We start from the raw sequence: 25507 nt of genomic DNA, 5'->3' as shown, positions 1-25507 counted from the left end.
CTGTTGAGCACTGCTCAACGGCTGTTGTACCGTGTTGAGCACTGCTCAGCAAGCCCAGCCGTCCGCAAGGGAGCGCACCGGTGACCAGCACGATCGAGAGCCAGCCCCAGTCCGACCAGCAGACCCGGCACGTCCGCGTGGCGGTGATCGGATCGGGGTTCGCCGGCCTCGGCATGGCCATCCGGCTGCGCGAGCAGGGCGTGGAGGACCTCGTCGTCCTCGAGCGCGGGGACGACGTCGGCGGCACCTGGCGGGACAACACCTACCCGGGCGCGGCCTGCGACGTGCAGTCCAACCTCTACTCCTTCTCCTTCGCCCCCAACCCGGACTGGCCGCGCACCTACTCCGAGCAGCCGGAGATCCTGGCCTACCTCCAGGACGTCGCCCGCCGCTTCGACGTGCTGCGCCACCACGTGTTCGGCGCCGAGGTCACCGAGGCCCGCTGGGACGCCACCGCCGCCCGCTGGCAGGTGCGGACGACGGCCGGCGACTTCTCCGCCCAGGTGCTGATCAGCGCCGCCGGGGCACTCGCCGACCCCTCCTACCCCGACATCCCGGGCATCGAGGACTTCGCCGGCACCGTCATGCACTCCGCCCGCTGGGACGCCGGCCACGACCTCAGCGGCGAGCGGGTCGCCGTCGTGGGCACCGGGGCCTCGGCCATCCAGGTGGTGCCCTCGATACAGCCGGTCGCCGGGTCGGTGACGGTCTACCAGCGCACCCCGCCGTGGGTCATCCCCCGCGGTGACCGGCCGACGACGGCCTTCGAGCGGGCGCTGTACCGCCGCTTCCCGCTCGCCCAGAAGGCCGTCCGCGGGCTGCTCTACGCCGGCCGGGAGTTCCTCGCCGTCGGCATCACCAAGGACCGGCGCTTCCTGGCCCCGGTGCAGAAGCTGGCCCGCACGCACCTCGAACGCCAGGTCCGCGACCCGCAGCTGCGGGCCACGCTGACCCCGGACTACACGATCGGCTGCAAGCGCATCCTGATCAGCAACGACTGGTACCCGGCGGTCACCGCGCCCAACGCCGAGGTGGTCAACGCACCGATCGCCGAGATCCGGCCGCACTCGGTGGTCACCCTCGACGGCGTGGAGCGCCCCACCGACACCCTGGTGCTGGCCACCGGCTTCCACGTGACCGACCTGCCGATCGCGCACCGCATCACGGGCAAGGACGGCCGCACCCTGGCCGAGGTCTGGACCGAGGGCATGGCCACCAACCGGGGCAGCACGGTGGCCGGCTTCCCGAACCTGTTCCTGCTGGTCGGCCCCAACGTGGGGGTCGGGCACACCTCGATGGTCTACATGATCGAGTCCCAGGTCGCCTACGTCGGCAACGCCGTCCAGGCCATGGACGACGAGGGCCTGGCCACCCTGGAGACCACCCAGGCCGCCCAGGACGACTACCGCGCGCTGGTCGCCGAGCGCTCGGCCGGCACGGTCTGGCTCGACGGCGGCTGCGGCTCCTGGTACCTCGACGAGCACGGCCACAACACCACGCTGTGGCCGGACTTCACCTTCCGGTTCCGCAGGCTCACCCGGACGCTGGACCGGGAGAACTACGTGGGGACGACGGCCGACGACCGCGAGCAGGTGTCGGCATGACCACGGCGACCGTGCAGCGGACCGTGCACGCCGTCCCCACCACCGACGGCGCCCGGCTGCACGCCACCGTCTCCGGCTCCCCCGACGCCGCGGTGACCCTGGTGCTCGCGCACGGCTGGACGCTGTCGCAGGCCTCCTGGGACGACGTCGCCGACGACCTGGCCCCCGACGTGGCTGCGGGGTCGGTCCGGCTGGTGCGCTACGACCAGCGCGGGCACGGCCGCTCCACCTGGGGCGAGGTGGCCGACGACGAGGTCGAGATCGACCTGCTCGGTGAGGACCTGGCGGCCGTGCTCACCGCCCTGGCGCCCACCGGCCCGGTCGTCCTGGGCGGGCACTCGATGGGCGGCATGACGATCATGGCGCTGGCCGCGGCGCACCCCGAGCTGGTCGGCGACCGGGTGCGCGGCGTGGCCCTGGTCGACACCTCCGCCGGTCAGCTCGCGAAGCCCCCGCGCACGGCGGCCGAGCGGCTGCAGCAGCGGCTGCTCCCCCGGGTCGGCGCGTGGGCGGTCGCGCACAGCCGCCGCGTGGACGGCTGGCGCCGCCGGGTGCCGCCGTCCTCGCCCCGGCACCAGGCGATGGTGCGCGGGCTGCTCTACGGCAGCGCGGCCACCGACGCGATGGTGCTGCGCGGCGCGGAGATCATGTCGGCGTCCTCGGTGCGGTCCTTCGCGGCCTTCTACCCGGCCCTGGGCCGGCACGACAAGGCGCAGGCCCTGGCGACGCTGCGCGCCGTGCCGGTGGAGGTGCTGGTCGGCGAGACCGACAAGCTGACGCCCGTGCGGCACTCGGAGCGGCTGGTGGGGGCGCTGCCCGACGCGCACCTGCAGGTGGTGCCCGGCTGCGGGCACATGCTGCCCCAGGAGCGGCCCGACCTGGTGGCCGCGGCGCTGCGGCGGCTGCTGGAGAACCGGTGACCGCGGCCCGCCGGTCGGCCGCCGACCGGCGGGCCCAGCTGGTCGAGATCGGCCTGGAGCTGCTGCCCACCACCCCGGTGCAGGAGCTGACCATCGACGAGGTGGCCCGCCGGGCCGGCATCAGCCGCAGCCTGCTGTTCCACTACTTCGCCACCAAGCGCGACTACTACACCGCGGTGACGACGGCGGCCGCCCGGCTGCTGTGCGACCACGTGCTGGGCCCGGCCGGCGGGACCCCCGGGTCGGGGGCGCACGCGGGCATGCTGGACCGCTTCGTGCAGTGGGTGGAGACCTACCGGGACAGCTACGTGGCCTTCGTCGGCGGCGCCTCGGGCGGGGACCCCTGGGTCGCCGAGGTCTACACCGACGCCCGCGAGGAACTCGTCGACGGCACGCTGGCCGCGGTCGGCCTGCCCGACGATGCCCGCCACCGCCAGCTGGTGCGCTCGTGGTTCGCCTTCACCGAGGACCTGGTGGTCGGCTGGACCGCCGACCCCAGCACGATGACCCGGGACGACGTCCTGGCCCTGGCCGCCGACGTCCTGGACCGGATCACCTCGCGCTAGCCCGCGAGACTGCTCGGCAGCCGGTCGGCGGTCTCGTGCGCCGGGGGCTGGAGCCTCCCGACCACCTCAACGGCGCTGGCGCCCGTGGTGTCCATCGACTTCTTGACCTTCGCGCCGTACAGGTCCACGTACTCCTGGCCCGACAGCAGCATGATCTCGTACATGATCTCGTCGGTGATGGACCGCTCGACGAAGCGGTCGCCGGCCATCCCCTCGTAGCGGGAGAAGTCCAGCGGCTCCCCCACGACCACCCGCACCCGCTCGATCTTCTTGCCCAGGACCCGGAAGCTGCTCACCGGCACCATCGCCACCGGGACGACCGGGCAGCCGGTCTCCAGGGTCATCCGGGAGACCCCGGTCTTGCCGCGGAAGAGCCGCCCGTCGGGCGAGCGGGTGCCCTCGGGGTAGATGCCCAGCAGCTTGCCCTGCTGCAGGATGCGCACCCCGGTGGCCAGCGCGGCCTCGGCGGCGTCGGCGCTGGAGCGGTCGATGGGCACCTGGCCGGCACCGGAGAAGAAGACCCGCTGCAGGAAGCCCTTGACGCCCGGGGAGGTGAAGTACTCCGCCTTGGCCAGGAAGGTGACCCGGCGACGCAGCATCAGCGGCATGAACACCCAGTCCGATGCCGAGAGGTGGTTGCTGGCCAGCACGGCGGCACCGGTGCGCGGCACGTTCTCGGCCCCGGTGACCTGCGGACGGAACACCAGACGCACGATCGGCCCGATGGCCACGAACTTGAGGAACCAGTAGAACAACGCGCCTCCCTCAGGGACTGTCAGACTAGGGAGCACGAGGCCCCCACCACAATCGGGGGCCCGAGCGAGCGGAGGGGGCACCCGGTGAGCGGACGACGTGGGCGCCGGGACAACGGCCTGGACGCCCCGCTGTGGCACCCGCTGCGCGACGTGGACCCCCGGGTCGGGGAGCACCTGCTCGACGTCCTGCGCGAGGAGGGCATCGCGGCTTACCTGGCGCCCTCCCAGGACCTCGGCCCGTACACCCGCACCCAGTTCCTGCCCTCCCCGCCGACCGACCGGCTCTTCGTCGACCGGTCGCGCCGGGCCGAGGCCCGCACCGTCGTCGACACCTGGGGCGACGAGCACGTCGAGGAGCACGCGGCCGAGCCGGTGCCCGCCCCCGTGGAGCCCGCCCGCGCCGACTCCGAGGCCACCGACGCCGAGTTCGCCCGCATCGTGGCCGCCTGGGAGGCCGAGCACGGTCCGGCCGCCGCGGTCACCGAACGGCCCCGGGACGACCCCCCGCCGCCGCCCGCGGAGCCCGACGTGCTCGACCGGCCCGACGAGCACTACGAGCCCCCGGCCCCGCCCCCGCTGCCCGCGCCCTCGCCGCACACGCTCTACGCGGTGCTGCTCATCGCGGCCGGCGCGGTCTGCATCATCGCCCCGGGTGCGGTCCGGCTCGGCGCCGACGTCGGCATCCTGATCGGGGTGCTCGCCGTCGTCGGCGGGGTCGCGCTGCTGGTCTCCCGGATGCGCGACCGCACCGACGACGGCGACGACGGCGCCGTCGTCTGACGCCGGCACGGCGCTAGCGTCTGCGGGCATGAGCTCCCAGACGACGACGGTCGCGCTGTCCGGCCACCTGATGGACACCGGCATCCTGGCCCGGGTGCTGGACGACGTCCTGGAGTACGGCGGGGACCACCGCATCCAGAGCCTGGACCTCGGCCGCCAGCACGCCGACGAGTCCCGGGCGCTGGTCGAGGTCACCGCCGACACCGCCGAGCAGCTCGAGCGGATCCTCATGCGCATCCAGGTGCACGGCGCCAACGCCGTCGACCCGGGGACGGCGACCACCGAGCCCGCCCCCCGGGACGGGGTCTTCCCGGCGACGTTCTACTCGACCACCAACCTGGAGACCTTGGTCCGGTTGGACGCCACCTGGCTGCGGGTGCGCCGCCCGGAGATGGACTGCGGGCTGGTCGTGTCGGTCGAGGACGGCCAGACCGTCGTGGACACCGTGCCGGTGAGCGACGTGCGCGCCGGGGACGCCGTGGTGTGCGGTGCGGCCGGGGTGCGGGTGGAGCTGCCGCAGCAGGCCGCCCGCGAGGCCGGCGACGACTTCGGCTTCATGTCCTCGGCGGCCTCGAGCGAGAAGCCGCAGGCGGTCCTGGTGCGCCAGATCGCAGCCACCATGCGCGAGGTCAAGGAGCGCGGGGAGAAGGTGCTGTGGGTCGGGGGCCCGGCCGTGGTGCACACCGGGGCGGCCCCGGCGATGGTGCGGCTGGTCGAGGCCGGCTACGTCGACGTCCTCTTCGCCGGCAACGCGCTGGCCACCCACGACATCGAGTCCTCGCTGTACGGCACCTCCCTCGGCGTCGACCTGGCGAAGGGCTCCGGCGTCCCGCACGGCCACGAGCACCACATCCGGGCGATCAACACCATCCGCGCCGAGGGCTCGATCGCCGCGGCCGTGGGGTCTGGGGTGCTGACCGGCGGCGTCATGCACGCGATGGTGCGGGCCGGGAAGCCGTTCGTGCTGGTCGGCTCGGTGCGCGACGACGGCCCGCTGCCCGACGTGGTCACCGACGTCATCGACGGTCAGCGCGCGATGCGCGCCCAGCTCCCCGGCGTGGGCTTCACGATCATGGTCGCCACGATGCTGCACTCGATCGCCACCGGGAACCTGCTGCCGGCCTCGATCCCGCTGGTCTGCGTGGACATCAACCCGGCCACGGTGACCAAGCTGGCCGACCGCGGCTCGGCCCAGGCCGTCGGCATCGTCACCGACATCGGCCTGTTCCTCGAGCAGCTGGCCCGCGAGCTGTGCTGAGCGGCTAGGCCTCGCCCTCGGCGACCGCGCGGCGCACCAGGTCGGCAGCACCCACCAGGCCGGCCTGGGCGCCGAGCTCGGCGGCCACCACCCGGGGTCCGGGGCGGAAGCCGCGACCGGGCAGGGCCCGCTCCAGCCGAGCGCGCGCCGGGCCCAGCACCATCTCCCCCAGCACGCTCACCCCGCCGCCGATGACGACGACGCCCGGGTCGAGCACCGCGGCGAGGTCGGCGATCCCCTGCCCCAGCCAGGTGCCCACCTCGGCGAGCAGCTCCAGGGCCAGCGGGTCACCCGCGGCCGCGGCGGTGGCGACGTCCTCACCGGTGAGCCGCTCGGCGCGGCCGCCCACCCGGTCCAGCAGCAGGGCGGCGGCGGCCGGGGAGCTGCTGGCCACCTCGCGGGCGGTCTGGCCCAGCGCGTTGCCCGAGGCGTACTGCTCCCAGCAGCCGCGGTTGCCGCACGCGCAGAGCCGGCCGTCGGGCACCACCCGCATGTGGCCCCACTCGCCGGCCACCCCGTGCGCCCCGCGCTGCAGCCGGCCGTCGATGACCATGCCGCCGCCGATGCCGGTGCCCAGGGTGATGACCAGCGCCAGGTCCGAGCCGCGGGCCGCGCCGTAGCGGTACTCCGCCCACGCCGCGGCGTCGGCGTCGTTGCCCACCCAGAGCGGGCGCTGCAGCCGGGCCCCGAGGTCGGCGCGCAACGGCTGGTTGCGCCAGGCCAGGTGCGGGCTGAAGAGCACGGTGTCCCCGGTGCGGTCGAACCACCCGGCCGCCCCGACGCCGACGCCGACCAGCGGCCCGCCGTGCCGTTCGGCCAGCTCGTCGACGACGGCGGCGATCGCGTCCTCGGTGGCCTCGACCGACTTCCCGGGGGTCGCCCGGCGCGCAGTGGCGGTGATGGTGCCGTCGGGCAGCACCACGCCGCCGGCGACCTTGGTGCCGCCGATGTCGATGCCCAGGGCCGGCAGCTGCTCGGGAGCGGTCATCAGGCCACCTCGACGTGCTGGACGGGGGCGGGCGGCGGCGGGGTGGCAGGCACGGTCTCCTCGGGTGGGTCGGTCGGTTCGGGGGTGCCGGCCTGCTCCCGCAGCGCGGCGGCCGCGGCGGTGAGCACGTCGGCCAGGGCCACGGACAGGTCGGGACGACGGCCGCGGAGCACGGCCAGCGCGGTGCAGACCGGGCAGCTGCGGCACTCGGCGCCCGGGTGGTCCGCGCCGGCGTCCTCCCCGGCGATGCCGGTGAGCAGCCGGGTGGCGCCGTCGGCCAGGGCACGCAGGGTGGCCGCCCAGTCCGGCGGGGGCGCGGTCACCCGCGCCCGCCCCGGGTGAGCAGCGCGGTGGGCCACTGGGCCGGGTCGGGGGTGAAGCGCACGGTCAGCGCGGCCCCGGGTGTGCCCGGGTCGGTGACCCTGCCGGAGACCACGGTGCAGCGGCGCAACAGGGAGTCCAGCGGGATCGACCGGCGCACCCCGGCCGCGTCGACCACCAGGTCGTCCTCCCACCGGGTCAGCGAGACGGCGCCCTTCTCGGCGAAGGGCAGCGGTAGGGCGAGCAGCCAGTCGCCGTCGTCGGGGACCGGTCCGGACGCCGGCAGCGGGGCGGACGGCGTGGTGTCCACCCCGGCCTGCAGGGCCCGCAGGGCGGTGCCGTCCCGGGGGGCCAGGGCGGCCTCGGCGACCTCGCGCAGCGGCAGCCCGGTGGCGGCCAGCGCCGTCCGGACGTCGTCGGTCTGCGCAGCGCGGCGGGCCGACCACTCCCCCGTGCCGGCCGGCAGCACCCGGGACAGCGTCACCGAGGCGACCGGGTGGCCCAGCAGGCCCAGCGCGGTGGCGGCGCGGCGGACGGTGCCGGCCGCCCCGGGCTCGGGGGCGTGCACCAGGTGGACGTCGGACCCGGTGGGCAACAGGTGCAGCAGTTCCTCCAGCGCCCCGACCGCGGCGAGCGCGGCCTCCAGCGCGCCGGGGCGCCCGCGGGCGACCGTCGTCCGCACCTGGGCGAGCACCCGCAGCCGGGGCGGGGCCGCCTGGGCCAGCCACCAGCGGACCGTCTCCGGCAGCGCGAGCAGCCCCAGCGCGGCGGGCAGCGGACCGACGTCGAGCACCACCAGGTCGGTCTCCCCCGCCGCGGCCACCCGGCCCAGGGCGACCAGCACGGCCACCTCGCTCACGCCGGGGACGGCGACGACCGACGTGGCCGGGGGCAGCGTCAGCAGCGGGGCCAGTGCGGCCAGCTCCCCGGCGTGCGAGGACCACGCCTCCGCGAGCGCCCGCTGCCCGTCGACCACCGTCACCGGGAGCCCGGGGACGGCCGGCGTGGCCGTGCTCAGCAGCGCGACCCGGTGGCCGGCGTCCTGGGCGGCCAGCGCGGTGGCCGCGGCGACGGTGGAGGTGCCGGCCCCGCCGGGGCCGGTCACGAGGAGGGTGCGCACCGCCGGGTCAGGCCTCGACGCGCTTCTTGAGCTCCTTGAGCGCGGTGTCGAGGATGACCTTCTCGGCCTTGCGCTTGATCATGCCGATCATCGGGATGGAGAGGTCGATCGTGATCGCGTACGTGACCTCGGTGCGTCCGTCGGTCTCGACGAGGGTGTAGCTGCCGTCCTGGCGCTTCTGCATCTGGCCCTGCACGAGGGTCCAGCGCACCTGCCGGTCGCCGTCCCAGGTGTAGGCGAGCACGTAGTCGTCGGAGACCGCGCCGGCGTCGAGCACGAAGTGCACCTGCTCGGCGCGGCCGTCGGCGTCGGCGCCCAGCACCTCGACGGTTCGGGCGGCGGCGACCCACTGCGGGTAGGCGGGGAAGTCGGCGATCACGGCCATCACGTCGGACGCCGGGGCGTCGACGACGATCGACTGGGTGGACTGGTCGGCCATGCGCGGGAGGGTACGCGGGGACCCCCTCCCACCAGCGGGGCAGGACTCGTTGCCCCAGGTCACCTACTCACCGGTAGCCCCCAGCCGGTAGGTTGGGGAGCCACGATCCCGCGTCCGCAGACGGTACGGCGACGACGCCGCCGCCACGCGGGGAGGAGAGGACCGGCGTGCGCGAGCTGAGCGTTCCCCCCACCTACACGGTGGGCCCCGACGAGGCACTGCCCGACATGGTGACGGCCAACGCCGCCGAGGCGGGCTCCCGCGTCGGGCTGCGCCGTCAGGTCGGTGACCGGTGGGTCGACGTGACCCACGCCGAGTTCGCCGCGCAGGTCCAGGCGGTGGCCAAGGGCCTGGTCGCCGGCGGGGTCGAGGCCGGTGACCGGGTCGCCCTGCTGGCCCGGACCCGCTACGAGTGGACGGTCCTGGACTTCGCGATCTGGACCGCGGGCGCCGTCGTCGTCCCGGTCTACGAGACCTCCTCCCCCGACCAGATCGCCTGGATCCTGGCCGACTCCGGGGCCCGCGCGGTGGTCGTGGAGAGCGGGGAGCACGCCGCCTCGGTGGACTCCGTCCGAGACCAGGCCCCCGAGCTCGGCCCGGTCTGGGTGATCGACGACGACGCGCTGGGCACGTTGTCCGCCGCCGGCGACGAGGTGCCCGACAGCGAGCTGGCCGCCCGCCGGGCCACGCTGTCCCCGGACAGCCTGGCCACCCTGATCTACACCTCGGGCACGACCGGCCGGCCCAAGGGCTGCGAGCTCACGCACGCGAACTTCCTGTTCGAGATCGGCAACGGCATGACGCTGCTGGGCCGGTTCATGAACACGGACGGCTCGCTGCTGCTGTTCATCCCGCTGGCCCACGTGCTGGCCCGGGTGCTGCAGGTCGGGGCGATCAAGACCCGCACCGTGCTGGGGCACACCCCCGACGTCAAGGACCTGGTCGGCGACCTCGGCCGGTTCCAGCCCACGTTCGTCCTCGCCGTCCCGCGGGTGTTCGAGAAGGTCTACAACACCGCCAAGGCCACGGCCGACGACGGCGGCAAGGGCAAGGTCTTCGACAAGGCCGCGCAGACGGCGATCGACTGGTCCCGCGCACAGGACACCGGCGGCCCGTCGCTGAAGCTGAAGCTGGCACACGGGGTCTTCGACAAGCTGGTCTACGGCAAGCTGCGGGCCGCGCTCGGTGGCAACTGCGTGGGCGCCATCTCCGGCGGCGCGCCGCTCGGCGAGCGGCTGGGCCACTTCTTCCGCGGCATCGGCGTCACCGTCTTCGAGGGCTACGGGCTCACCGAGACCACCGCGGCGGCCGCGGTCAACCACGACGCGGCCTTCCGGATGGGCACCGTCGGTCGCCCGCTGCCCGGCACCGACGCCGCCATCGCCGAGGACGGCGAGGTGCTGCTGCGTGGCGGGATCGTCATGCGCGGCTACTGGAAGAACGAGGAGGCCACCGCCGAGGCCATCGACGCCGACGGCTGGTTCCACACCGGGGACATCGGTGAGCTCGACAGCGAGGGCTTCCTGAAGATCACCGGGCGCAAGAAGGAGATCCTGGTGACCGCGGGCGGCAAGAACGTCGCCCCCGCGGTGCTGGAGGACCGGCTGCGCGCCCACCCGCTGGTCAGCCAGTGCATCGTGGTCGGGGACCAGAAGCCGTTCATCGCCGCCCTGGTCACCCTCGACGAGGAGGCCCTGCCCGGCTGGCTGAAGGCCCGGGGCAAGGACACCTCGCTCACCGTGGCCCAGCTGCGGGACGACCCCGACGTGCTCGCGGCCCTGGACGAGGCCGTCGCCGAGGCGAACAAGGCGGTCTCGCACGCCGAGAGCATCCGCAAGTTCCGGGTGCTCGACATCGACTTCACCGAGACCAACGGGACGCTCACCCCGAGCCTGAAGCTCAAGCGGAACGTGGTGCTGAAGGAGTACTCGGCCGAGGTCGAGGAGCTCTACGCCAAGGGCTGAGTCGAGAGCAGCCGCGTGAGGTCCTGGGCGATCGTCGTCCAGGACCAGCGCTGCTCGACCCAGGCCCGGCCCGCGGCGCCCATCGCCGCGGCCCGGGCCGGGTCGTCGAGCAGGTCGGCGATCGTCGCGGCCACCGTGGACGCCGACCGGGGGTCCACGACGTGCCCGGTGACGCCCTCCTGCACCGCCTCGGGGGCACCCCCCGAGGTGCCGGCCACCACCGGCAGGCCGCACGCGGCGGCCTCGAGGAAGACCATGCCCAGGCCCTCGACGTCCAGCCCGCCACGGCGGGTGCGGCAGGGCATGGCGAACACGTCGCCTGCTGCGTAGTACGCCGGCAGCCGGGCCGCCGGCACGCCCCCGGTGAGGACGACGGAGTCCCCCAGCCCGGCGTCGGCCACCGCCCGGCGGAACCGCTCCTCCGACGGTCCGCCGCCGACGAGCAGGAGCCGGGCGCGGGGGTGCCGGGCGAGCACCTGCGGCCAGCCCTCGACCAGCACGTCCTGGCCCTTGCGGGGCACCAGCCGGGACACGCAGACCACCACCGGGGCGTCCCCCAGCCCGTGCTGGGCCCGCACGCCGGCGCCGTCCACCCCGGGGTGGAACAGCTCGACGTCGACGCCCGGGGACAGCTGGGCCATCGTCGTCCGGCTGCCGACGGCGGGGGCGAGCCGGTCGTGGGTGTACCGGGAGATGTAGGTGAGCACGTCGAGTCCACCGGCGATCCGCTGCAGCAGCCGGCGGGCGACGGGGAGCCTCACCCACCCGGTCTCGTGCCCGTGGGTGATCCCGACCAGCCGGCGCACCCCGGCCCGGCGCAGCCCCGGGGCGAGCAGCCCGAGCGGTGCCGCGGCGCCGAAGACCACGGTCTCCGCCCGGTGCTCCCGGGCCAGCCGTTGTGCCGCCCGGGCCGCGCCGCGGGTGGGGAGCAGCATCGCCGTGGGCATCCGGACCACCCGGTAGGGCAGCGTGGCGTCGTGCTCGGCGGCCCCGGGGGACGTGGAGGCCAGCACCACCAGGTCCGCGGCCGGCAGCCGGTCCAGCAGCGCGGCCACGAACGTCTGGATGCCGCCCTGCCGGGGCGGGAAGTCGTTGGTGACGACCAGCACCCGGGTCACGGACGCCAGTCCTGGGCCGCGGCGACCCGCTGGGCGGTGGTGGGGTGCGAGCCGAAGAACCACTGCCAGGCCGCCGGCGGGTCGGGCTGGTTGAGGTTGGCGACCGCCAGCCGGCGCATCACGTCCTCGAAGGCGGCCGGGTCGTCGGTGAGGTCCAGCGCGTGCTGGTCGGCGCGGGCCTCCAGCTGGCGCGACACCCCGTTCTGCACCGGCGTCGACAGCAGGGTCGCGGCCGCCACGAGGAACAGCACCAGCGGCACCACCCGGGGGTCACCCGGCCCGTCGGCACCGGCCCGGCGCAGCAGCGGGGCCGAGCCGAGCAGCCAGCCGAGCAGCGCCACCCCGGCCCCGGCCCCCAGGGCGCCGACCAGGGTGCCGGTGAGCACGTCGTCGGTGGCCACGTGGCCCAGCTCGTGCGCGGCGATGGACTCGATCTCGGCGTCGGGGAGCTCGGTGAGCAGGGTGTCGTAGACGACGATCCGTCGCGTCGAGCCGAACCCGGAGACGTAGGCGTTGAGCGCGGTGGTGCGCCGGCTGGCATCGGCGACCAGCACGTCCTGCACCGGGGAGCCGGACTGCTCGGCCAGGTCGAGCAGGTCGGTGCGCAGTTGGGAGGCCGGCAACGGGGTGAAGGAGTTGAACGCCGGCTCGATGACGACCGGGTAGAGGAACGACCCGGCCACGACCAGCCCGGCCGCACCCGCCCCGGCCCAGGCCCACCAGGTGCGGGGCGCCCGGCGGGCGAGCCCGACCAGCAGCAGCATGCCGAGCGCGGTGAGTCCCGCGGTGATCCCGGTGTCCACCGCGACGTCCCGGGCCCACAGCGGCCAGCTGCGGGTGGACAGGCCGTACCGGTGCCGGACCACCTCGCCGTAGGCCGACAGCGGGAGGGAGACCAGCCGGCCCACCACGGTCAGCGCCACGGTGCCCAGGAGCACCCGCCACACCCAGCCGCCGCCGAGCGGGCGCGCCACGGCGGTGACCAGCCGGGCGCCCAGCGGGGTCAGACCCAGGACCCCGGCGACGAGCAGGCCCAGCGCCAGGTTCGCCAGCGACGCCGGCCGCAGGGCCCCGACGAAGGCGTCGGCCCGGGAGAGCTGGTCGGCGGTCAGCCCGCCGGTGGGGTCGGTGACCTCGGGGGTGGCCGCCCACGGGATCCGCACCCACAGCACCACCACCAGGGCGACGCCGAGGACGGCAGCGGTGAGCAGGGCACGACGACGGGGACCCACGCCGGTGATCCTAGGAAGCCCGGCTGTGCGTCCCCGTCGGTGCCGCGCCTCAGACGAGCCGGCGCGCCCCTGCGTAGCCGGACATGTCCACGCTGCCGACCTTGACCACGTCGCCGGAGGTCGGGGCGTGCACCATCATCCCGTTGCCGATGTAGATCCCGATGTGGCTGACCGGGCTGTAGAAGTACACGAGGTCACCGGGCTGCAGGTCCCCGCGGGCGACCGGGCTGCCCATCCGCGCCTGGGCCGCGCTGGAGTGCGGCAGGGAGATGCCGGCGGCGGCGTAGGCGTAGGACGTCAGGCCGGAGCAGTCGAAGCTGTTCGGGCCGCCGGCACCCCACACGTAGGGGTCGCCGCGCTGGGCCATCGCGGTGTCCACGATCGTCTGCGCCGCGGCGCCGTCGGCGACCACGGTCGCCGGTGCCTCCACCTCGGGGCCGCTGTGCGCGGTCACGACGACCTGCTGCTGCGCGGCGGTCAGGGCCGCGTACTGCGCCTGGTAGGCCGCGATCTGCTCCTGCAGGTCGGCCTGCTGGGCGGTGACGGTGTCCAGGGCCTGCTGCGCGGTGGCGGCGGCCTGGTCGGCGGCGGTCTGCGCCTCGGTCGCGGTGCGGCCGGCCGCGGCGACCTGGGTGACCAGGTCGTTGGTGTGCCCGGCGATGACGTCCAGGGTGCTGACCTGGGCCAGGAAGTCCTCGGGTGAGCTGCTGGTCATCAGCGCGCTGAAGCTGGAGGGGTTGGTCGTGTACGCACTGCGGGCGACCGTGTCGAGCTGGGTGCTGAGCGTGGCCAACTGGGTCTGCGCGGCGGTGACGGCCTGCGCGGCGGAGGCTGCGGCGGCCTGGTGGTCGGCGAGCTGCACCTGCGCGTCGTTGACCTGCTCGGTGACGACCTCGAGCTGGTGGTTGGCCTCGGCGACCAGTGCGGTGGCCTGCTCGGGGGTGGTGGCCTCCGTGGTGGACCCGGTGGACCCGGTGGCAGCGGTGCCCGGGTCACCCGGCGCCGCGTAGGCGGTCCCCGGCAGGACGGTGAGGGTCAGCCCGGCGACGGCGCCGAGCAGCATCCCGCGGCCGAGGCGACCGGAGAGCCGGGTGCGCCGCGGACCGGTCGGCAGGTCGGGGAGCGCCGGGACGATCAATGCCGCGGGGGTGTGCGGGCGGGTGGTCGAGGACGGGATCGGTCCTCGGGCGGTGCGGTGGGACGACACGTGTGCGCGTGCTCCTCATCCTCCTCGACCGCCTACCGGGTTAGCTGACGGGTTCGGGCAGGAAGACGACGCCCTATCCCCGCACGCACCACCGTTCGTGGCACCCGCGGAGAACTCACCCCAGTGCTGCGGTGGGTCCCCGGTCCGCCCGCCCCGGAGGGTGGGCAGTTCGGCGGTGACCGGTCGGTGTCACCCGGTGGGGCGACGTCCAGCCGACCGGACGACCCCACCGTATCGACGCCGGGGGCCTCCGTGGAGAGGTCGATCCGGATCCCGAACGCACAGGAGGTGCCAGTTCGGACCGCTCTCCTTCGGCACGTTCTGCCCGGCGCGACGGGAGCGCGGCGCGCCCCCACTCAGCCGACCTCGCGCCTCGTCGGGGGTTGGTGCCGCAGTGGCGGGACCAGTCCAACCTCTGCCAACGCCCGGACCGCGCGACGCTCCACGTCGTCGAGCTCCACGACCACCCCGAGGGCGGGAGAACCGGACCCGCCGGGCGTGTCGGTCGGCCCGGACACCCAGGCGCTGCCCAGGTCGGCCACCACGTCCTCCCGGGGGTGGCCCACCGCCGGCCGCCGGGTCATCGGCACCACGGTCGGGTCGCTCCCCCGCCACCCCGGCGGGGCCCCGAGCAGCACGGTGACGACGCAGTCGTCGCACCCCTGGCCTCGGACGGTGCAGGTGTCGCAGTCGATGAGCACGGTGCCTCCTGGCGGCGGTCGCGGGACCGGTCGGTCCGTCGCCGCGGACGCTAGGTGTCCCCACCGACATTTCCGGGTGCGCAGGTGCACACCCGCCCGCTCAGGTCCCGGCGAACTCCCAGTGCCAGGGCTCCTCGCGGCCGTTGCCCTGGTCGGCCCAGGTCGGGTGCACGAAGCCGAAGCGCCCGGCGTTGCCCACCATCCAGGCGTACTGCGCCGTCCCGTAGGACTCGACGCCGCCGCACAGGTCGACCGCCAGGCCCCACCCGTGGTTGCTCGTGCCGGGCACCGCCGCCAGCGCCGGCTTCTGCCCGTAGAGCGTCACCTGCGCGGCGTAGCCGCGGTAGGAGTCGGTGATGCACAGCGGGCTGCCGAACCGGCCGGCGAAGGCCGCCGACAGGGCCCGCCAGGCCGCCGCGGCGTCACACCGCAGCGCGTGGCCGGCCACGCCCAGGGGACACAGCGCCGAGAGCGGGATCAGCCCGTTGGGGTAGCCGCCCCACGACCGGCTGCCGTCGTAGCTGGCCGGGTAGAGGGAGTTGCCGCACTCCACCGGCAGCGCACCGGCAGTGGTGCCCGGCACGGCGACCGCCGCCCGGGGCGGCAGGCTGGGTCGGCCGATCCCGAGCAGCTGGTCGACGGGCACCGAGCGGACCACCACGGCACCGGCCCGTCCGTCGGCGGCGAGCATGGTCTGCGGGTCCAGGGCGATCCCCACGTGGCCCAGACCGGACTCCGCCGTCCCCAGGAAGACCAGGTCGCCGGGCAGCACGTCGGCCGTGGCCACCGGCGTGGTCGTGGCGAACAACTCGCCCTGCGTCGCCGGCAGCGCGATCCCGCCGGCGGCGTAGGAGGCCTGGACGAGAGACCCGCAGTCGTAGGACGCCGGGCCCGCCGTGCCCGGCGCGTAGGGCAGGCCGAGAGCGCCCATCGCGGTGCTGACCGCAGCGACCGTCTCGGCCGGCAGCACCAGCAGCGAGCTGGGCTGGCGGGGCAGCTGCGCGGCCCCGGGCTGGGCCGCCCCGGTCGAACCGCCCACCGGCACGAGCCCCGCCGGCAGGCCGACCGCCGGGTCCCGCAGCGCGGCCGCCGCCGGCAGGGCGACCCCCGCCGCGGTGAGCGAGTCGACGTAGGCCTGCCAGTTGGCCGCCGTCCGGGCGTTGACCTCGACCTGTCCGGCCTGCAGCTGCGCCAGCTGGCGGTCCACCGCGCCCAGCGCCCGGTCCAGGTCCGCGGTCACCGCCGACGCCGCGGCCTCCAGCTCGCCCACCTGGGCCGCGACCTGGTCGGCCTGCGCCGCACTGCCGGCCAGGGCCTGGTCGGCGGCTGCCTGCTCGGCCAGCGCCGCCTGCCGCTGGGCCGCAGCCGCGGTGAGCACGTCGTCGGCGGCGTCGTCGACGAGGTCCAGGTAGCCCATGGCCGCCACGACGTCGCCGGGGTCGCTGCCCGACAGCAACAGGGAGAGCGCCGTCGGGGCACCGCCGTCCCGGTAGACGGCCGCGGCGTAGCGGCCGACGGCGACCTGCTCGGTCGCCAGGGCCGTCTCGGCAGCGGCCACCCGGGTCGCGGCGGCGTCCGCGGTCTGCTGGGCCCGGGCGAGCTCGGTCTGCGCGGCGGCCACGGCGGCCTGGCGTTCCTGCAGGTCGCCCTGCACCTCGGCGGCCCGGGTCTGCAGGTCGGTGAGCTCGGCACTGTCCAGGACACCGGTGGTGCCACCGGGCTGCGAGCTGGGGGCCGCCGTGGCGGTGGGGGCGCCCAGGCCGAGCCCGGCGAGCACCGTCCCGACGACCAGCACCGAGGACACCCGACGACCTCGCACCCCGTCCACCTCCTGCTCACCCGCGGCGACGGCGTCGTCGACCTCCGGGCACAACGAGCAGACGGTGCCGGGGTGATGCCCGCCACGCACGCGGGGAGGGTGCACCTCACCCGCACGTGTGTTCGACCCGACGGCGCGTCGGGGCCAGGACTGTCGGACCCCCGACCTAGCGTCCGCGACGTGCCCGGTCCACTCCTCCCCCAGCCCGTGCTCCCGCGTCGCTTCGAGCAGGTGTCGATCGACGACCTGGGCACCCCGCTCGTCGAGGTGACCTTCGTGGTCGTCGACCTGGAGACCACCGGCGGTTCCGCGCACACCGACGCGATCACCGAGATCGGCGCGGTCAAGGTCCGGGCCGGGGAGGTCGTCGGGGAGTTCCAGACCCTGGTCGACCCCGGCCGCGACATCCCGCCCTACATCAGCGTGCTCACCGGCATCACCTCGATGATGGTGGCCGCCGCCCCCCGGATCGACAGCGTGCTGCCGCACTTCCTGGAGTTCGCCCGGGGCACCGTGCTCGTGGCCCACAACGCCCCCTTCGACCTGGGCTTCCTCCGGGCGGCGTGCGCGGCGTCGGGGCTGGCCTGGCCGGCGTTCGCCTCGGTGGACACCGCGGTGCTGGCGCGGCGGCTGCTCACCCGCGACGAGGTGCCCAACTGCAAGCTGGGCACCCTGGCGCCGTTCTTCTCCGCCCGCACCACGCCCACGCACCGCGCGCTGGACGACGCCCAGGCCACCGTGGACGTTCTGCACGGGCTCTTCGAGCGGCTGGGCCCCCTGGGGGTGACCTCGCTGGAGGAGCTCACCGGGCTCACCCGGCAGGTCGACCCGCAGCGCCGCAAGAAGCGCCACCTGGGCGCGCACGTGCCGCACGGCCCCGGGGTCTACGTCTTCCGCGGTCCCCGCGACGAGCCGCTCTACGTGGGGACGTCGACCGACCTGCGCTCCCGGGTGCGCAGCTACTTCTCCGCCGGGGAGCAACGCACCCGGATGACCGAGATGGTCGGGCTGGCCCAGCGGGTGGAGGCCCTGCCCTGCGCGCACGACCTGGAGGCCTCGGTCCGCGAGCTCCGGCTGATCGCCGAGCACAAGCCCCGCTACAACAAGAGGTCCCGGTTCCCCGAACGGGCGCTGTGGGTGCGGTTGACCGACGAGCCGTTCCCGCGGCTGTCGGTGGTCCGCCGGGTCCGGCCCGGCGCCGGGGTGTTCCTGGGCCCCTTCCCCGACCGGCGGGCCGCCGATGCCGCCGTCGCCGCCGTCCACGAGGCGCTGCCCATCCGGCAGTGCAGCGGCAGGCTGGCCGTACGCCCGCAGGGCACCGCCTGCGCACTGGCCGACATGGGCCGCTGCGGCGCCCCCTGCACCGGCGCCCAGTCGCGGGAGGAGTACGCCTCGGTGGCCGAGGTCTTCGCCGCCGCCGTGGCCTCGGACCCGGTCCGGTTGTGCTCGCCGCTGCTGGAGCGGGTCGAGCGGCTGGCCGGCGAGGGCCGCTTCGAGGACGCCGCGGTGCTGCGCGACCGGGTGGCCGTGTTGGTCCGGGCGGTGCGCCGCCGTCAACGACTGGAGCTGCTGGCCGGGGTCACCGAGTTGTCCCTGGCCCGCCCCGACGGCGCGGGCGGCTGGGCGCTGGCGGTGGTCCGCCGCGGTCGGCTCGTGGCCGCCGGCGTCGCCGAGCGCGGCACCTCGGTCCGCGACCACCTGGCCTCGCTCAAGGTCACCGCCGAGACGCCGGTCGGCCCGGACGGCGAGCTCGCCGCCACCGTCGACGAGACCGAGCTGGTGCTGCGGTGGCTGGAGAAGCCCGGGACCCGCCTGGTCGAGGTCACCGGCACGCTGGCCAGCCCGTTGCCCGGTACCGGCGCCTTCAGCTCGTTCCTGGAGCGGGTCGACGCCGGCCGCGGGGCCCGCGACCCGTTCGCCGACGGCCGCAGCCTGGGCACCCGGGCCCGGCCCGAACGGGTCCGGGCCGGTGAGCCCGGTCCGCGCCGTCGGGCGGCGCTAGCCTCCCGGGTGTGATCACCGCCATCGTCATGATCGACGCAGCCACCGACTCCATCGGCGAGGTCGCCGCAGCGATCGCCGACCTCGAGGGCGTCAGCGAGGTCTACTCCGTGGCCGGGGACGTCGACCTGGTCGCCCTGGTCCGCGTCCGGGAGTTCGAGGAGGTCGCCGAGGTCGTGGCCGGGCGGATCAACAAGGTGCCCGGCGTCATCGACACCGCCACCCACATCGCCTTCCGGGCCTACTCCAAGCACGACCTGGAGTCGGCCTTCTCCCTGGGCCTCGAGGGCTCCTGACCCTCCCGGGCCCGACCGTCAGCGGGGGCTGTCGGTCCGGACCTGCTGGCTGACCCGGGCCCAGCGGTCGAGCACCTCGGCGGCCCGCCCGTCGTCCACGGCCTGACCCGCGCGGGCCAGGCCGGCGGCGAGCTGGTCGTGCAACCGCCCGCCGTGCTCGTCGAAGGCGGTCAACGCGGCGGCGGCGTTCAGCAGCACCGCGTCGCGCACCGGCCCGCTCTCCCCGGCGACCAGCCGGCGGACGACGTCGGCGTTGAACGCCGGGTCCCCGCCGCGCAGCGCGTCCGCCGCGGGGGTGCTCAGACCCAGCGCTGCCGGGTCGACCCGGTCGGGCACGACCTCGCCGTCCCGGACGACCCACACCGCCGACGTGGTGGCGGTGGTCAGCTCGTCGAGCCCGTCGTCGCCGCGGAACACCAGCGCGCGGCTGCCGCGTCCGGCGACCACGGCGGCCAGCACGGGGGCCATCCGGGCATCGGCGCACCCGATGGCCGCGGCCACCGGACGCGCCGGGTTGGTCAGCGGTCCCAGGAAGTTGAAGACGGTGCCGATGCCCATCTCCCGGCGGGGCGCCCCGGTGTGCCGGAAGCCGGGGTGGAAGACCGGGGCGAAGAAGAAGCCGATCCCGGCCTCCCGCACACACCGGACCACCCCGGCCGCCGGCAGGTCGATGACCACGCCGAGGGCCTCGAGCACGTCGGCCGAACCGGACGAGGACGACGCTGCCCGGTTGCCGTGCTTGGCCACCGGCACCCCGGTCGCGGCCACGACGATGGAGGCCATCGTGGAGATGTTCACCGTGTGCGCGCCGTCGCCACCGGTGCCCACGACGTCCACGCAGGCCAGCGGCAGGTCCACGGGGGTGGCGCGGTCGCGCATGGTGTCGGCCAGTCCCCGCACCTCCTCGGGTGCCTCGCCCTTGGCGCGCAGGGCGACGACGAAACCGGCGATCTGGGCCGGCGTCGCCTCACCGCCCATGATCTCGCCCATCGCCCAGGCGGTGTCCTGCGTGGTCAGGTCCTGGCGGGCGATCAGGCGCGTCAGCAGCCCCGACCAGGTCGGGGTGGGGGTCATCGACACGGTCAGCCGTGCACGGCGGGCCGTGCGGCCCGGTCCCGGAGCAGACCGGCGACCACGTCCGGGGCGACCAGCGGGTCGACCGGGTGGGCCAGGGTGGCGTCGGCGGTGGACCAGTGGGCCAACCAGCGGTCGGCCTGCCGGGCGATGAGCACCACCAGCGGCGGACAGTCGGTGATCTCGTGCGTCAGCTGTCGGGCGATGCCCATGCCACCGGTCGGCTGGGCCTCCCCGTCGAGCACGCACAGGTCGACGCTCCCGGCGTCGACGGCGGCCACGACCTCGGCCCCCGTGGCGCACTCCAGGTAGGAGACCGGCCCCACGTCTGCGGCGGGGAAGGTGCCCAGGGCGGTCCGGACGGCGTCCCTGACCTCGGGCCGGTGGCTGAAGACCAGGACGGTGGCCGGTGCAGCGGCTGCGCTCACGCAGGCGACCCTAGTGCCCGACCTCGGACACCCGGCCAGACTCGGAGGCAGAACACAGGTCGATCACGGCTTCGCCACACCGGCGACCCGCAGTCGTCTCCCCCGTGCACCGGTGCCATGATGAGCCGGTGACAACGGCCCCCGTGGCGAGCAGCACCTTCGACACCTCGCGGGTGCACTCCCTGACTCGACCGAACATGGTCAGCGTCGGCACGATCATCTGGCTCGCCAGTGAGCTGATGTTCTTCGCCGGCCTGTTCGCCATGTACTTCACCGCCCGCGCCCGCGCAGGCGACCCGTGGCCACCGGAGCCGACGGAGCTGGACCTGCCCTACGCCCTGGTCTTCACGATCATCCTGGTGGCCTCCTCGGTGACCTGCCAGCTGGGCGTCTTCGCGGCGGAGAACGGCAACGTCTACGGCCTCCGACGCTGGTTCACGATCACCTTCGTGATGGGCCTGGTCTTCGTGCTGGGCCAGGCGAACGAGTACCGCGTGCTCGTGACCGAGCACGCGACGAGCATCTCCTCGTCGACCTACGGATCGGTCTTCTTCCTGACCACCGGCTTCCACGGTCTGCACGTCATCGGCGGCCTCATCGCCTTCGTGTTCGTGCTCATCCGGTCCACCATGGGCCGATTCACGCCAGCCCAGGCGACCTCGGCGATCGTGGTCTCCTACTACTGGCACTTCGTCGACGTCGTGTGGGTCGGGCTCTTCGCCACGATCTACCTGATCCGCTAGGGAACCGGTGTCCTCCACGAACCCCACCCCCGACGCCCCGGCCGAGTCCGGCCGCGTCGGTCTGCGTGCCCGTCTCCGTCGCTCCGCCGACGGGACCCCCGCCTCCGCCGCCCGGGCCCGTCGTCGGTCCAAGCAGCGTCGGCGGCTCACCAACGTCGCCGGCCTGATGGCCGCCCTCGTGCTGACCGGGGTCGGCTACTCCGCCGTCGCCCCGGCCAACGCCGCCCCCGAGACCACCGCGAGCGAGTCCAGCGCGGTCGAGGCCGGCCAGGCGCTGTACGAGCGCAGCTGCATCAGCTGCCACGGCAGCAACCTGCAGGGCGTCTCCGACCGCGGCCCCTCGCTCATCGGCGTCGGTGAGGCCTCGGTCTACTTCCAGGTGCACACCGGCCGCATGCCGCTGGTCCGCCAGGAGGCCGACGCCGCCCGCAAGCCCCCGGTGTTCAACGACGCCGAGATCGAGCAGCTGATGGCCTACGTCCAGGCCAACGGCGGCGGCCCGACCCTCCCGTCGGGCGACCTCCGTGAGGGCGACGTCGCCGAGGGCGGCGAGCTCTTCCGGCTCAACTGCGCCTCCTGCCACAACTTCGTCGGCGCGGGCGGTGCGTTGTCCTCGGGCAAGGCCGCCCCCAGCCTGGGCGACGCGAACGACCTCGAGATCTACACGGCGATGCTGTCGGGCCCGGAGAACATGCCGGTGTTCGGGGACAACCAGCTGACCCCCGAGGAGAAGCGTTCGATCATCAACTACGTCCAGACCCTGAACGAGCAGGCCGACCCCGGTGGCGCCGGCATCGGCCGCGCCGGGCCGGTCTCCGAGGGCCTGGTCATCTGGGTCGTCGGCATCGGCGCCCTGCTGTTCGGCATCTTCTGGATGGGAACCAAGGCGTGAGCGCGCGAGACAAGGCCGGTTCTGCACCGGAGTCCGACGCCGGACCGCTGCACGGCGGACCGGACGACGACTACACCCCCGAACAGCTGGCGGGGATGGACAAGGAAGCCCTCAACCGCCTGGGCGCCCGCTACGACGGTGTCGAGGTCCTGCACGTCGACCCGCCGCCGGCGCCGGGCTCGGGCCTGGAGAAGCAGGCCGAGCGTCAGGTCTCCCTGGCCTTCGGCCTCGCCGGTCTCTTCGCCCTCGCCTTCGCCGTCGTCTACTTCGGCTCCGACTGGTTCCTGCCCGACTGGCAGTGGACGTCGGACGCCAGCGGCTGGAGCGTCTTCTACACCCCGCTGCTGGGCCTGACGATGGGCGGCGCCCTCGCCTTCATCGGCGTGGGTCTGGTGCTCTTCGTCAAGAAGCTGCTCCCCCACGAGACCGCCGTGCAGGACAAGCACGACGGCTCGCAGTTCGACCGCACCACCACCGCCGCGACCCTGATGGGCGGGCTGGACAAGACCGGCTTCCCCCGTCGCAAGATGATCGGCCGCAGCCTCGGCTTCGCCGGCGGCGCGCTGGGCCTCATGCTCATCGCCCCGCTCGGTGGCCTCATCAAGAACCCCAACAAGGGGAACCCGCTGGGCACCACGCCGTGGGCCGAGGGCATCCGCCTGGTCCGCGACGACGGCAGCCCCATCCGCCCCGGCGACCAGGAGCCCGGCTCGCTGGAGACGGTGTTCCCGGCCGTCGAGGGCGGCAACCTGGCCGCGGACGCCGCGACCATGCTGATCCGCCTGCGTCCCGAGCAGATGGCCGTCCTGGAGCCCCGCGAGGGTCAGGCCGACTTCGGCTACGGCGACTACGTGGCCTACTCCAAGATCTGCACGCACGCCGGCTGCCCGGTGTCGCTGTACGAGCAGGAGACCAGCCGGATCCTCTGCCCGTGCCACCAGTCGCAGTTCGACGTGATCCAGGGTGCCAAGCCGGTCTTCGGTCCGGCGTCCCGCTCGCTGCCGGAACTGCCGATTACGCTGGATGACGAGGGGTACTTCGTCGCGCGCAGCGACTACATTGAGGCCGTGGGACCCACCTACTGGAACCGAGAGCGGATCTGATGGCTACGACTGCGGTCTCGCCGGGGCAACCGGCCACGAAGATCGGCAAGGCAGCGACCGAGATCGACGAGCGCCTGATCGTCGCCGGTCCGCTGCGCCGCACGCTGAACAAGGTCTTCCCGGACCACTGGTCGTTCCTGCTCGGGGAGATCGCCCTCTACTCGTTCGTCATCCTGCTGCTCTCGGGCACCTACCTGACGTTCTTCTACGACCCCTCGCTGTCCGAGGTGGCCTACGACGGCAGCTACGCCCCGCTCCGCGGCGTGGAGATGTCCCGGGCCTACGAGTCCTCGCTGCACATCAGCTTCGACGTCCGCGGCGGTCTGTTCATCCGGCAGATCCACCACTGGGCAGCGCTGCTGTTCGTCGCCTCGATCGTCGTGCACCTGATGCGCATCTTCTTCACCGGTGCGTTCCGCAAGCCCCGCGAGACCAACTGGGGCATCGGCGTGGTGCTGCTGGTGCTGGCCCTGCTCATGGGCGTCACCGGCTACACCCTCCCCGACGACCTGCTCTCGGGCACGGGCCTGCGCATCATCTCGGCGATCATCCTGTCCATCCCGGTCATCGGGACCTGGGCGCACTGGGCGGTCTTCGACGGCGACTTCGTCGGTGACGTGATCATCGGGCGCTTCTACATCGCGCACGTGCTGATCATCCCGGCGATCGTGCTGGCCCTCATCGCGGTCCACCTGCTGCTGCTGATCAAGCAGAAGCACACCCAGTTCCCCGGGCCGGGCCGCACCGAGCACAACGTGGTCGGCAACCGGCTCTTCCCCGCCTTCGCGGGCAAGGCCACGGCGCTGTTCTTCATCGTCTTCGGTCTGGTCGCGGCCCTCGCCGGCCTCGTGCAGATCAACCCGTTCTGGCTGTGGGGCCCCTACAACCCCGCCCAGGTGTCCGCCGGCTCCCAGCCGGACTGGTACATCGGCTTCCTCGACGGGTCGACGCGCCTGTTCCCGGCCTGGGACATCAACCTCCCCGGCGACTACACGATCCCGGCGCTCTTCTGGCCCACGGTCGTCGTCGCCGGCGCGATGTTCACGGTGCTCGCGCTGTACCCCCAGCTCGAGCGCAAGCTGACCAAGGACACCGCCTCGCACCACCTGCTCCAGCGTCCTCGCGACGTCCCGGTGCGCACGTCGGTGGGCGTCATGGCGCTGACCTTCTACGCCGTGCTGTGGATGTCCGGTGGCAACGACCTGATCGCCGACAAGTTCGACATCAGCCTCAACGCCATGACCTGGGTCGGCCGCATCGGCGTGGTGATCCTGCCGCCCATCGCCTACATGGTCAGCTACCGCATCTGCCTGGGCCTGCAGCGGCACGACCGCGAGGTGCTCGAGCACGGCATCGAGACCGGCGTCATCCGTCGCCTGCCCTCCGGCGAGTTCATCGAGGTCCACCAGCCCCTGGGCCCGGTGGACGAGCACGGCCACGGCCAGCTGACCTACGGCGGCGCCCCCGTGCCCAAGCGGATGAACCAGGTCGGCGGCGCCCGGCGGGCCGTCAAGGGCTTCTTCAAGCCGATCGAGCAGCCCAGCCAGGTGCAGCTCGAGGCGCAGCAGGAGCAGCGTGGCCTGGAGGCAGCCGAGGACGACCGCAGGGTCGGCTCGGGTCGCCCCTCCGATGGTGGTCGACCGCAGGACCCGCGCGACTGATCCACCCGCACCACACGAAGGGCCCCGACGGCATCGTCCGTCGGGGCCCTTCGTGCGTCCAGCCCCAGACAGTGCGGCGAGCCGCTCCCCCGGCCGCGCCCCCCGGGGGCCCGTCGGCCGACCCCGTCCCCGCGGGCGTGAGCCGGCTGCACGACCCAGTCGATGACCCACCGGGGCTCGACCGAGGCCGGGCTCTGGGTCTCCAGCTGGCTCGGTCACGACCAGGAGACCCGAACAGGGCGCCTGAGCGGGCGCGACGGCGCAACCGGTGCTCGAGCCACCTCCCCCGGTCACGGCGAGCCAGGAGACGCGTCGGCACGACCGCCTGAGGACGCCGACCGGCGGCGGTCAGCTGGAGCTCCCCGTCCTCGGGGATGCCCAGCAAGGCTCGAACGGAGCGCCTCCGGGCCTGACGCACGGGCAGCGCCGCTGTGGAGGCAACCGGGGGCGCGGATCCCAGAGGCAGCCACGGTCGTCGTCCAGGCCCGACCCGTGTGAGGCTCCCGTGGGTCGACCC

The 25507-nt window shown here is 74.3% G+C and carries 25 protein-coding genes; 13 read left to right on the top strand and 12 right to left on the bottom strand.

All coding sequences use genetic code 11. The features are described from left to right. Positions 1–173: 173 nt before the first annotated feature. From F1C76_18205 to F1C76_18195, 3 genes are read left to right on the top strand one after another with little or no spacing between them, the layout of a single operon-like run. Complete coding sequence (locus F1C76_18205; GenBank protein QNG39357.1) at positions 174–1604, top strand: NAD(P)/FAD-dependent oxidoreductase; 1431 nt, start codon at positions 174–176, stop codon at positions 1602–1604. Continuing rightward, positions 1502–2524, top strand: a complete 1023-nt coding sequence (locus tag F1C76_18200; protein QNG38243.1) for an alpha/beta hydrolase — start codon at positions 1502–1504, stop codon at positions 2522–2524. Before F1C76_18205 ends, F1C76_18200 begins: the two co-directional genes overlap by 103 nt. Beyond that, entirely contained in the window at positions 2110–3090 is a 981-nt protein-coding gene (locus F1C76_18195; protein QNG38242.1) for a TetR/AcrR family transcriptional regulator, read from the top strand. Before F1C76_18200 ends, F1C76_18195 begins: the two co-directional genes overlap by 415 nt. On the opposite strand, the gene F1C76_18190 is transcribed toward F1C76_18195, so the two are convergent. Further along, positions 3087–3845, bottom strand: coding sequence for a 1-acyl-sn-glycerol-3-phosphate acyltransferase (locus tag F1C76_18190; GenBank protein ID QNG38241.1), 759 nt, complete (start codon positions 3843–3845; stop codon positions 3087–3089). The genes F1C76_18195 and F1C76_18190 overlap by 4 nt on opposite strands. An 84-nt stretch (positions 3846–3929) precedes the next feature. On the opposite strand from F1C76_18190, the gene F1C76_18185 reads away from it, so the two are divergent. Both F1C76_18185 and F1C76_18180 read left to right on the top strand, forming a co-directional pair. Further along, positions 3930–4625 (top strand): DUF308 domain-containing protein, encoded by a 696-nt coding sequence (locus F1C76_18185; GenBank protein ID QNG38240.1) that lies wholly within the window; start codon positions 3930–3932, stop codon positions 4623–4625. A gap of 28 nt (positions 4626–4653) precedes the next feature. Then, positions 4654–5883 (top strand): TIGR00300 family protein, encoded by a 1230-nt coding sequence (locus F1C76_18180; protein ID QNG38239.1) that lies wholly within the window; start codon positions 4654–4656, stop codon positions 5881–5883. 4 nt (positions 5884–5887) lie between these two features. Here the strand turns inward: F1C76_18180 and F1C76_18175 are convergent, their stop codons facing one another. Genes F1C76_18175 through F1C76_18160 form a run of 4 tightly spaced genes read right to left on the bottom strand, consistent with a single transcriptional unit; the run spans position 5888 to position 8751 of the window. Continuing rightward, positions 5888–6871, bottom strand: a complete 984-nt coding sequence (locus F1C76_18175; protein ID QNG38238.1) for an ROK family protein — start codon at positions 6869–6871, stop codon at positions 5888–5890. After that, positions 6871–7194, bottom strand: coding sequence for a hypothetical protein (locus tag F1C76_18170; GenBank protein ID QNG38237.1), 324 nt, complete (start codon positions 7192–7194; stop codon positions 6871–6873). Before F1C76_18170 ends, F1C76_18175 begins: the two co-directional genes overlap by 1 nt. Beyond that, positions 7191–8312, bottom strand: coding sequence for an ion transporter (locus tag F1C76_18165; protein QNG38236.1), 1122 nt, complete (start codon positions 8310–8312; stop codon positions 7191–7193). The genes F1C76_18170 and F1C76_18165 overlap by 4 nt, the downstream gene beginning before the upstream one ends. A gap of 7 nt (positions 8313–8319) precedes the next feature. After that, positions 8320–8751 (bottom strand): SRPBCC family protein, encoded by a 432-nt coding sequence (locus tag F1C76_18160; protein ID QNG38235.1) that lies wholly within the window; start codon positions 8749–8751, stop codon positions 8320–8322. A gap of 167 nt (positions 8752–8918) precedes the next feature. Between F1C76_18160 and F1C76_18155 the strand changes: the two genes are divergently transcribed. Next, a complete protein-coding gene (locus F1C76_18155; protein QNG38234.1) occupies positions 8919–10715 on the top strand; it encodes a long-chain fatty acid--CoA ligase in 1797 nt (598 codons plus the stop codon). Here the strand turns inward: F1C76_18155 and F1C76_18150 are convergent. The 5 genes from F1C76_18150 to F1C76_18130 form a co-directional block, all read right to left on the bottom strand. After that, positions 10700–11833 carry a glycosyltransferase family 4 protein gene (locus F1C76_18150; GenBank protein QNG38233.1) on the bottom strand — a complete coding sequence of 378 codons (1134 nt, stop codon included), beginning with the start codon at positions 11831–11833 and terminating at the stop codon, positions 10700–10702. The genes F1C76_18155 and F1C76_18150 overlap by 16 nt on opposite strands. Next, the gene (locus F1C76_18145) at positions 11830–13065 is read right to left on the bottom strand and encodes a M48 family metallopeptidase (protein ID QNG38232.1); all 1236 of its coding nucleotides are present in this window, start codon (positions 13063–13065) and stop codon (positions 11830–11832) included. Before F1C76_18145 ends, F1C76_18150 begins: the two co-directional genes overlap by 4 nt. Before the next feature lie 49 nt (positions 13066–13114). Continuing rightward, positions 13115–14128, bottom strand: a complete 1014-nt coding sequence (locus F1C76_18140; protein QNG39356.1) for an NlpC/P60 family protein — start codon at positions 14126–14128, stop codon at positions 13115–13117. Positions 14129–14628: 500 nt separating this feature from the next. Continuing rightward, positions 14629–14973, bottom strand: a complete 345-nt coding sequence (locus tag F1C76_18135) for a hypothetical protein (GenBank protein QNG38231.1) — start codon at positions 14971–14973, stop codon at positions 14629–14631. A gap of 100 nt (positions 14974–15073) precedes the next feature. Further along, positions 15074–16882, bottom strand: coding sequence for a D-alanyl-D-alanine carboxypeptidase (locus tag F1C76_18130; protein ID QNG38230.1), 1809 nt, complete (start codon positions 16880–16882; stop codon positions 15074–15076). Here F1C76_18130 and F1C76_18125 point away from each other — a divergent pair. Both F1C76_18125 and F1C76_18120 read left to right on the top strand, forming a co-directional pair. After that, positions 16868–18808 (top strand): DEDD exonuclease domain-containing protein, encoded by a 1941-nt coding sequence (locus F1C76_18125; protein ID QNG38229.1) that lies wholly within the window; start codon positions 16868–16870, stop codon positions 18806–18808. The genes F1C76_18130 and F1C76_18125 overlap by 15 nt on opposite strands. Then, positions 18805–19089, top strand: coding sequence for an Lrp/AsnC family transcriptional regulator (locus F1C76_18120; protein QNG38228.1), 285 nt, complete (start codon positions 18805–18807; stop codon positions 19087–19089). Before F1C76_18125 ends, F1C76_18120 begins: the two co-directional genes overlap by 4 nt. Positions 19090–19107: 18 nt before the next feature. Here the strand turns inward: F1C76_18120 and trpD are convergent, their stop codons facing one another. Then, positions 19108–20163, bottom strand: a complete 1056-nt coding sequence (gene trpD / locus F1C76_18115; protein QNG38227.1) for an anthranilate phosphoribosyltransferase — start codon at positions 20161–20163, stop codon at positions 19108–19110. Positions 20164–20171: 8 nt separating this feature from the next. Next, entirely contained in the window at positions 20172–20591 is a 420-nt protein-coding gene (locus F1C76_18110) for a hypothetical protein (protein ID QNG38226.1), read from the bottom strand. A gap of 128 nt (positions 20592–20719) precedes the next feature. On the opposite strand from F1C76_18110, the gene F1C76_18105 reads away from it, so the two are divergent. The 5 genes from F1C76_18105 to F1C76_18085 all read left to right on the top strand — a co-directional run bounded on the left by F1C76_18105 (position 20720) and on the right by F1C76_18085 (position 24990). Next, entirely contained in the window at positions 20720–21334 is a 615-nt protein-coding gene (locus F1C76_18105) for a heme-copper oxidase subunit III (GenBank protein QNG38225.1), read from the top strand. Further along, positions 21295–21501: a hypothetical protein gene (locus F1C76_18100; protein QNG38224.1), complete on the top strand. Its 207-nt coding sequence runs from the start codon at positions 21295–21297 to the stop codon at positions 21499–21501. Before F1C76_18105 ends, F1C76_18100 begins: the two co-directional genes overlap by 40 nt. Then, entirely contained in the window at positions 21501–22226 is a 726-nt protein-coding gene (locus F1C76_18095) for a c-type cytochrome (GenBank protein ID QNG38223.1), read from the top strand. Before F1C76_18100 ends, F1C76_18095 begins: the two co-directional genes overlap by 1 nt. Positions 22227–22321: 95 nt before the next feature. Beyond that, positions 22322–23329: a Rieske 2Fe-2S domain-containing protein gene (locus tag F1C76_18090; GenBank protein ID QNG39355.1), complete on the top strand. Its 1008-nt coding sequence runs from the start codon at positions 22322–22324 to the stop codon at positions 23327–23329. Beyond that, on the top strand, positions 23329–24990 hold the full coding sequence (locus F1C76_18085; protein ID QNG38222.1) for a cytochrome bc complex cytochrome b subunit: 1662 nt from the start codon (positions 23329–23331) through the stop codon (positions 24988–24990). The genes F1C76_18090 and F1C76_18085 overlap by 1 nt, the downstream gene beginning before the upstream one ends. Positions 24991–25507 lie beyond the last annotated feature (517 nt).

It is taken from the genome of Geodermatophilaceae bacterium NBWT11, assembly GCA_014218215.1.
Taxonomy (GTDB): domain Bacteria; phylum Actinomycetota; class Actinomycetes; order Mycobacteriales; family Geodermatophilaceae; genus Klenkia.
The sequence above is the reverse complement of the archived record's forward strand: the minus strand, read 5'-3'. Positions and strand labels throughout refer to the sequence as shown.

Bases quoted from the DNA above. Each gene is read 5' to 3' on its own strand.
- F1C76_18205 (QNG39357.1), top strand. From the start codon at position 174: ATGGCCATCCGGCTGCGCGAGCAGGGCGTGGAGGACCTCGTCGTCCTC.
- F1C76_18180 (QNG38239.1), top strand. From the start codon at position 4,654: ATGAGCTCCCAGACGACGACGGTCGCGCTGTCCGGCCACCTGATGGAC.
- F1C76_18175 (QNG38238.1), bottom strand. From the start codon at position 6,871: ATGACCGCTCCCGAGCAGCTGCCGGCCCTGGGCATCGACATCGGCGGC.
- F1C76_18160 (QNG38235.1), bottom strand. From the start codon at position 8,751: ATGGCCGACCAGTCCACCCAGTCGATCGTCGTCGACGCCCCGGCGTCC.
- F1C76_18140 (QNG39356.1), bottom strand. From the start codon at position 14,128: ATGCTGCTCGGCGCCGTCGCCGGGCTGACCCTCACCGTCCTGCCGGGG.
- F1C76_18125 (QNG38229.1), top strand. From the start codon at position 16,868: ATGCCCGCCACGCACGCGGGGAGGGTGCACCTCACCCGCACGTGTGTT.
- trpD (QNG38227.1), bottom strand. From the start codon at position 20,163: ATGACCCCCACCCCGACCTGGTCGGGGCTGCTGACGCGCCTGATCGCC.
- F1C76_18095 (QNG38223.1), top strand. From the start codon at position 21,501: ATGGCCGCCCTCGTGCTGACCGGGGTCGGCTACTCCGCCGTCGCCCCG.
- F1C76_18090 (QNG39355.1), top strand. From the start codon at position 22,322: ATGGACAAGGAAGCCCTCAACCGCCTGGGCGCCCGCTACGACGGTGTC.
- F1C76_18085 (QNG38222.1), top strand. From the start codon at position 23,329: ATGGCTACGACTGCGGTCTCGCCGGGGCAACCGGCCACGAAGATCGGC.